This window comes from Streptomyces sp. NPDC000229 (assembly GCF_040300825.1).
Classification (GTDB): Bacteria; Actinomycetota; Actinomycetes; order Streptomycetales; family Streptomycetaceae; genus Streptomyces.
In genome coordinates this window covers 95,502-102,382 of sequence record NZ_JBEPEL010000015.1, presented here as the reverse complement: position 1 = coordinate 102,382, position 6,881 = coordinate 95,502, and the positions used below count along the sequence as shown (strand labels likewise).

At 73.0% G+C, this 6,881-nt stretch carries 6 protein-coding genes; 1 reads left to right on the top strand and 5 read right to left on the bottom strand.

Annotated features, from left to right (window positions below; translation table 11 throughout):
• Positions 1-97: 97 nt before the first annotated feature.
• From ABT360_RS11345 to ABT360_RS11335, 3 genes are all read right to left on the bottom strand, one after another.
• The gene (locus ABT360_RS11345) at positions 98-517 is read right to left on the bottom strand and encodes a HEAT repeat domain-containing protein (RefSeq protein WP_351813823.1); all 420 of its coding nucleotides are present in this window, start codon (positions 515-517) and stop codon (positions 98-100) included.
• A complete protein-coding gene (locus ABT360_RS11340; protein WP_351813821.1) occupies positions 514-2,154 on the bottom strand; it encodes an ABC-F family ATP-binding cassette domain-containing protein in 1,641 nt (546 codons plus the stop codon). Before ABT360_RS11340 ends, ABT360_RS11345 begins: the two co-directional genes overlap by 4 nt.
• Before the next feature lie 137 nt (positions 2,155-2,291).
• Positions 2,292-3,395 carry an oxidoreductase gene (locus tag ABT360_RS11335; RefSeq protein ID WP_351813819.1) on the bottom strand — a complete coding sequence of 368 codons (1,104 nt, stop codon included), beginning with the start codon at positions 3,393-3,395 and terminating at the stop codon, positions 2,292-2,294.
• Between the two features lie 44 nt (positions 3,396-3,439).
• Here ABT360_RS11335 and ABT360_RS11330 point away from each other — a divergent pair, with 44 nt between their 5' ends.
• A complete protein-coding gene (locus tag ABT360_RS11330; RefSeq protein WP_351813817.1) occupies positions 3,440-4,378 on the top strand; it encodes an FAD-dependent oxidoreductase in 939 nt (312 codons plus the stop codon).
• Here the strand turns inward: ABT360_RS11330 and ABT360_RS11325 are convergent.
• Together ABT360_RS11325 and ABT360_RS11320 are read right to left on the bottom strand one after the other, a co-directional pair.
• Entirely contained in the window at positions 4,359-4,892 is a 534-nt protein-coding gene (locus tag ABT360_RS11325) for a GNAT family N-acetyltransferase (protein WP_351813815.1), read from the bottom strand. The genes ABT360_RS11330 and ABT360_RS11325 overlap by 20 nt on opposite strands.
• Before the next feature lie 199 nt (positions 4,893-5,091).
• A complete protein-coding gene (locus ABT360_RS11320; RefSeq protein WP_351813813.1) occupies positions 5,092-6,822 on the bottom strand; it encodes a BCCT family transporter in 1,731 nt (576 codons plus the stop codon).
• Positions 6,823-6,881: the final 59 nt, after the last annotated feature.

Genomic DNA, 6,881 nt, shown 5'->3' with positions numbered 1-6,881 from the left:
GGAGGAGCGAGCCACTGCGGAGCATTGGCGACCGACGACAACGCAGCAGATGCGCGTGCCAGGGCTCGCGAGCCCGGCAAGATCCGAAAGACACGCCCTAGGAGTCCGGCGCGGCGGGCAGGAAGCGCAGGGCCCATTCCGCACGGGCGGCCACGGCGGGGTCCGCGTCCTCCATGAGAGGGAGCAGCAGCGCACGGGCCTTCGGGGGATCCGTCAGCGCCGCGTCGACGATCTCCGTGGCCAGCCCGTCCTGGTCGTCCCCGAGGTCGTGGGCCGAGGCGCGCAGCAGCACGGGCAGCGCCTCGGCGCCACCGAGCCGCCCGATCACTCCGCCCAGCAGTTCGCGGGCGTAGGGGTTCCGCTCGCCGATGAAGCGGTCCAGCTCCGCCTCCAGCCGCGGCAGCGGTCCGCGGTCGCCGGAGGCGGCGATGCCGTCGGCGAGATCGATCGTCGCGTCGACGTCGGAGTCCGGATCGTCCAGCAGCTCGATCAGCCGGTCGACGGCGTGGCCGGTCACTGTTCGGTGACCTTGCCGTCGGCCACCTCGATGCGGCGGGTGGTGCGGACCGCGTCGAGCATGCGCCGGTCGTGGGTGACCAGGAGCAGGGTTCCCTGGTACGCGTCCAGGGCCGACTCCAGCTGTTCGATGGCCGGCAGGTCCAGGTGGTTGGTCGGCTCGTCCAGGACCAGCAGGTTCACCCCACGGCCCTGGAGCAGGGCGAGCGCGGCACGGGTGCGCTCCCCCGGTGAGAGGGACGTCGCCGCGCGCGTCACGTGGTGGGCCTTGAGGCCGAACTTGGCCAGCAGGGTGCGCACGTCCGCCGGCTCGGTGTCCGGTACCGCCGCACAGAACGCGTCCAGCAGGGACTCCTGCCCGTGGAACAGCTTGCGCGCCTGGTCGACCTCCCCCACGACGACGCCCGAGCCGAGGGCGGCGTGCCCCGCGTCCAGCGGGAGGCGGCCGAGGAGGGCGGCGAGCAGGGTCGACTTGCCCGCGCCGTTGGCACCGGTGATGGCGACCCGGTCGGCCCAGTCGATCTGGAGGGAGGCCGGGCCGAAGCGGAAGTCGCCGCGGACGGCCTCGGCGTCACGCAGGGTCGCCACGACCGCGCCGGAGCGCGGGGCTGCGGCGATCTCCATCCGCAGCTCCCACTCCTTGCGGGGCTCCTCCACCGCGTCGAGCCGCTCGATCATGCGCTGCGTCTGGCGGGCCTTGGCGGCCTGCTTCTCGCTCGCCTCGCTGCGGAACTTGCGGCCGATCTTGTCATTGTCGTTGCCCGCCTTGCGGCGGGCGTTCTTGACGCCTTTGTCCATCCACGAGCGCTGCATCTGGGCCCGGCCTTCGAGGGCGGCCTTCTTGTCGGCGTACTCCTCGAACTCCTCGCGGGCGTGCCGGCGGGCGGTCTCCCGCTCCTCCAGGTACGCCTCGTAGCCGCCGCCGTACAACCGGATCTCCTGCTGCGCCAGGTCGAGTTCGAGGACCTTGGTGACGGTACGCGCGAGGAACTCGCGGTCGTGGCTGATGACGACGGTTCCCGCGCGCAGCCCCTGGACGAAGCGCTCCAGCCGCTCGAGGCCGTCCAGGTCGAGGTCGTTGGTCGGCTCGTCGAGCAGGAAGACGTCGTAGCGGGAGAGGAGGAGTGAGGCGAGGCCCGCGCGGGCTGCCTGGCCGCCGGAGAGGGAGGTCATCGGCCGGTCGAGTCCGACGGTCAGGCCGAGGGAGTCGGCGACCTCCTCGGCACGCTCGTCGAGGTCGGCGCCGCCGAGGTTCAGCCAGCGTTCCAGGGCGGTGGCGTACGCGTCGTCGGCGCCGGGTGTGCCGTCGACGAGGCCCTGGGTGGCGTCGTCCATCGCGGCCTGGGCGGCGGCCACGCCGGTGCGGCGGGCGAGGAAGTCCCGTACGGTCTCCCCCTCGCGGCGCTCGGGCTCCTGCGGGAGGTGGCCGACGGTGGCGGCGGGGGGCGACAGGCGCAGCTCCCCCTGCTCGGGGCTGTCGAGCCCGGCGAGGAGCCGCAGCAGGGTCGACTTGCCGGCGCCGTTCACGCCGACGAGGCCGATCACGTCGCCGGGTGCGACGACGAGGTCGAGGCCGGAGAAGAGGGAACGTTCGCCGTGGCCGGCGGCGAGGTCCTTGGCGACGAGGGTTGCAGTCATCAGGGGGTCGATCCTATCGGGGGCCCGGCCGCCGGTCCTGCGGGTCCCGCTCCGGTCGAGGGCGTCGGGCTCCCACGGCGGGCGCCGCACGGTCAGGCGCGGTGCCGGCCGTGTCACAGTGGCCGGGTTCGTCGGCGTCATCGTGACGGCGGTTCGCGGCTCGCCGGGGCCGTCGCCGGTGCCACCAGCACGCCCCCCATGGTCCGTGCCACGAGGAAGGACTGCCCCCTGACCGCCCGCGCGTCCAGCGCAATCCGGTGGGTGCCCGGTTCCAGCAAGCCGTCGAACAGCTCCTGGGTACGAGTGCGGCAGAGGCGGTCCAGGCGGTGGGCGACGAGCTGGACGCGGCAGGTGGAGGTGACCTCGACGGTCGCTTCGCCGCCGGTCACGGCCAGGCGGGTCAGGCGTCTGCGCTCCGGCGGGCTGCGGTCGAGCGCCTGCTCGATCTGCGCGACGAGCACGGGGATGATCGGCGCGAACCCGTCGACGTACGCCACGTCCGCGCCCGCCCGGGCGAACGCCTCCCTCACCGCGGCGCGCCGCTCCCGGCCGACCGCGCGGCCGAAGGCCACCGCTCCGTACGCACGCAGTTCCTCGGGTGGTACGGCGACGGTGTCCTCCGCGATGTCGGCACCGACGCCGATGGTGCGCAGCGCTGCGGCGAGCTTGGCGAGGACGGCGACACGGGCACCGATCAGCAGGACGCGGCGGCGGGCGGGGGCGCTCGGGAGGAGGCGTTCCAGCTCGGTGCGGTACTGGGCGCCGTGGAAGCGGAACGGGCCTATCCCGCGGTAGCCGTTCAGGTCCAGGTCGGCGGTCTCGTCGGTCTGCCAGGCGAAGTCGCGCCAGACGACGTCGTCGCCGTCCCGCTCGATCACGGCCGTGACCGCGCCGCACGCGAGGCTCTCGCACTCGGGGCAGCCGTAGATGACGTACCGCCCCTCGGGCAGGGGAGCCTCGCCGTCGAGCAGCAGGCGGCGCACGTGGTCGGTGAAGACGGCGGGCGGTACGTCGGCGGCGAGCGGGGACACGGCGTCGAGGTCGGACAGCTGGTGGAGGAGCGGACGGCCGTCGACGACGAAGTCGAGGAAGTCCCGGTGCACTTGGTAGGCGCCGCCGGTGAGGACGCCCCCTGCCCGTATCGCGGGCGCGAGGGCGAAGGACGCGTAGGCGTGGTCGCGCTCTTCGATGGGCACTTCGTCGTGCTCGTGGTTGTGCTCGTGCTCGTGCTCGGCAGGCATGTGAGGTGTATGCCCGCCCCGGACGCCTCCGCTACCGTCCCGGCATGAGTGGTGACGTGATCGTGGTGGGTGGCGGGGTCATCGGGCTGACGACGGCCGTCGTACTGGCCGAGCGGGGCCTGCGGGTGCGCGTGTGGACGCGTGAAGCGCCGGGCGACACCACCTCCGCGGTGGCGGGCGCGCTGTGGTGGCCGTACCGCATCGAACCGGCGGAGCGGGTGGGCGCGTGGGCGCTGGCCTCACTGCGGGTGTACGAGCGGCTCGCCGCCGATCCGGAGGCCACGGGCGTACGGATGGTGGCGGGGGTCCAGGCGGAGACCGAGCCGACGTCGCTCGGTTCCTGGGCGGGCGAGGTGCCGGGGTTGCGGCAGCTTCCCTCCGGGGGCCTGGCGGCCCGGTTGCCGCTGGTCGACATGCCGGTCCACCTGGCGTGGCTGGTGGACCGGCTGGAGGCGGCGGGCGGGGTCGTCGAAACGCGGGCGGTGTCGTCCCTCACGGAGGCCCCGGCCCCGGTGGTGGTCAACTGCGCCGGGCTCGGGGCGCGGGATCTCGTACCGGACCCCGGTCTGCGGCCGGTGCGCGGCCAGCTGGTCCTGGTGGAGAACCCTGGTGTGGAGCAGTGGTTCGCCGCCGCGGACTCCTCGGCGAGCCGGGCGACGTACTTCTTCCCGCAGCCGGGGCGGCTGGTGCTGGGCGGTACGGCGGAGGAGGACGACTGGAGCACGCAGCCGGACGCGGGGACGGCCGCGGCGATCGTCGCCCGGTGCGCGCGGATCCGCCCCGAGATCGGCCGGGCCCGCGTGCTGGGGCACCGCGTGGGCCTGCGCCCGGTGCGCACGGGCGGGGTGCGTCTGGCGGTGGAGCCGTTGCCGGATGGCGGCGGGGTGCTGGTCCACAACTACGGCCACGGGGGCGCGGGCGTGACCGTCGCGTGGGGGTGCGCGGAGGAGGTGGCGGGCCTCGTCACCCCTGGTACTCGGTGAGGTCGATGGCGTGGACGTGCAGCGGGACGCCGTACACCGGGTGGGTCGTCTCCCGCTCCGGCGCCATGCCGAGCTTGCGCATGATGTTCTCGGCGCCTTCGTTCCCCAGCCGGGCGATGCTGACGACCCGGTCGAGACCGCGGTCCTGGAGCGCGAACTCCAGCACGGCGTGGGCGGCTTCGGAGGCGTACCCCTGGCCCCAGAAGGGCCGTCCGAGGCGCCAGACGATCTCGACGGCCGGGAGCACCTCGGGCAGGTACTCGGGGACGGACAGACCGGCGAAGCCGATCAGCTCCCCCGAGGCGAGAAGCTCCACGGCGAAGGGCCCGAAGCCCTCCTCGTCCCACTCCTCTTCCCACCGTTCGATGTCCTCGGCCGTCTCCTCCAGGTCGCGGACCGAGCCGTCGCCGATCCAGCGCATGACCTCGGGATCCGCGTTGATGTCGGCCATGGGGACGAGGTCGTCGTCGTGCCAGCGGCGCAGGAGGAGGCGGGGCGTGCGGATCTCGGTCATGACGCCATCCTCCCCGAGGGAGGCGCCGCGGCGTTAATCGGCCACGGGCCCGGACCCGGCGACCGCCGTGAGGCCCGTCCCGGGCGGGGGCGGACCGAGGCCGGTGGGACGGGTGTCCGTACGGGCCGGGCAGGCAGCCGAGCGGGCCGGGGCGGGCGGCCGGGGCGGGCGCCCCGGCGCCCCCCACCGGGCCGGTCGGTCAGCGGGAGGGTTCGTCCGGCCCCCGGCCCGTCTCCCGGTCCGTTCCCCGGTCCCGGCCGCCTTCCTCGTCCTGGGCCGGGCCGATGCGGATCTCGAACTCGCCCGCGTACTTCTCGTGACCCGCGATCACGGCCTCCTCCACGGCCTCCTCGGCGAGTTCGCCGCGGACGATGAGCGGGTCCTGGCGCAGGTCCCGCATCAGGGCCCAGCACATGCCGACCATCACCAGGACGAACGGGGCCGCGACGAGGATCGTCAGGTGCTGGAGGCCCGCGAGGGCGTCGCCCTTGCCCTCGCCGACGAGCAGCATCACGGCCGCCACGCCTCCGGTCACCACGCCCCAGAAGACGACGACGAACCGGGCCGGTTCGAAGGTGCCCTTCTGGGAGAGCGTGCCCATCACGATCGAGGCGGCGTCGGCGCCGGAGACGAAGAAGATGCCGACCAGGATCATCACGAGGAGGCTCATCACGCCGGCGATCGGGAACTCCTGGAGCACCCCGAAGAGCTGGCCCTCGGGCGTGGTCGCGGCTCCGAGGTCGCCGCGCTCCTTCAGGTGCATGGACGTACCGCCGAAGACGGCGAACCAGACCAGGCTCACGGTGCTGGGGACGAGGATGACGCCGCCGACGAACTGGCGGATCGTGCGCCCCCGGCTGATCCGGGCGATGAACATGCCGACGAACGGCGTCCAGGAGATCCACCAGGCCCAGTAGAAGACGGTCCAGCTGCTCAGCCAGTCGGCGACGTCACCGCCGCCGGTGGCGGCTTCGGTGCGGCCCGCCAGTTGCGGCAGTTCGTCGAAGTAGGAGGCGAGCGAGGTGGGGATCAGGTCGAGGACCAGGATCGTGGGGCCCGCGACGAAGACGAAGACGGCGAGCACGACGGCCAGCACCATGTTGGTGTTGGAGAGCCACTGGATGCCCTTCTCCACCCCGGAGACCGCGGAGAAGACGAAGCACACCGTCAGGACGCCGATGATGGCGACGAGCAGTCCGGTACCGGCCTTGTCCAGCCAGCCGACCTCGTGCATGCCGCTGCCGATCTGGAGCGCGCCGAGCCCCAGGGAGGTGGCGGAACCGAAGAGCGTGGCGAAGATCGCCAGGATGTCGATCACCCGCCCGGGTGTACCGTCGGCGCGCTTCTTTCCGATGAGCGGGACGAAGACGGCGCTGATCGTCTGCCGCCTGCGGCGCCGGAAGGTGCTGTAGGCGATGGCCAGGCCGACCACCGCGTAGATCGCCCACGGGTGCAGTGTCCAGTGGAAGAGCGTGGTGGCGAGCGCCGTCTGCATGGCGTCCGCCGAGTCGGCGGGATCGGTGCCGGGCGGCGGGGTGGTGTAGTGCGCGAGCGGTTCGCTGACGCCGTAGAACATCAGGCCGATGCCCATGCCGGCGCTGAACATCATGGCGACCCAGGAGACGGTGCTGAACTCGGGCTCCTCGTGCTCCTGGCCCAGCTCGATCCGTCCGTACCGGCTGACGGCGAGCCAGAGCGCGAAGACGACGAAGCCCGAGGCGGCCAGGACGAACGCCCAGCCGCCGTTGTGCATCAGGCCGTTCAGCAGGGTGTCGGAGACGCTCTCCAGGGCGCTGGTGGCCGTTGCGCCCCAGATCACGAAGGCCAGGGTGAGCACGGCCGTGACCCCGAAGACCACCCGGTCGGTGACGGGCGGTTTGTCCTCGTGGGGATGGCGGCCGGGGAGGGCCGCCTTCACCGGTAGCCGCATTCGTTGCCCCGGTTTGCGTTGCTCCTGAGACACAGGCGGCACCTTTCACGATCATGGCC

Excerpts from the sequence above, each read along its gene's own strand:
- ABT360_RS11325 (WP_351813815.1), bottom strand. The coding sequence starts at position 4,892 with ATGACCGAGATCCGCACGCCCCGCCTCCTCCTGCGCCGCTGGCACGAC.
- ABT360_RS11335 (WP_351813819.1), bottom strand. The coding sequence starts at position 3,395 with ATGCCTGCCGAGCACGAGCACGAGCACAACCACGAGCACGACGAAGTG.
- ABT360_RS11330 (WP_351813817.1), top strand. The coding sequence starts at position 3,440 with ATGAGTGGTGACGTGATCGTGGTGGGTGGCGGGGTCATCGGGCTGACG.
- ABT360_RS11340 (WP_351813821.1), bottom strand. The coding sequence starts at position 2,154 with ATGACTGCAACCCTCGTCGCCAAGGACCTCGCCGCCGGCCACGGCGAA.
- ABT360_RS11320 (WP_351813813.1), bottom strand. The coding sequence starts at position 6,822 with ATGCGGCTACCGGTGAAGGCGGCCCTCCCCGGCCGCCATCCCCACGAG.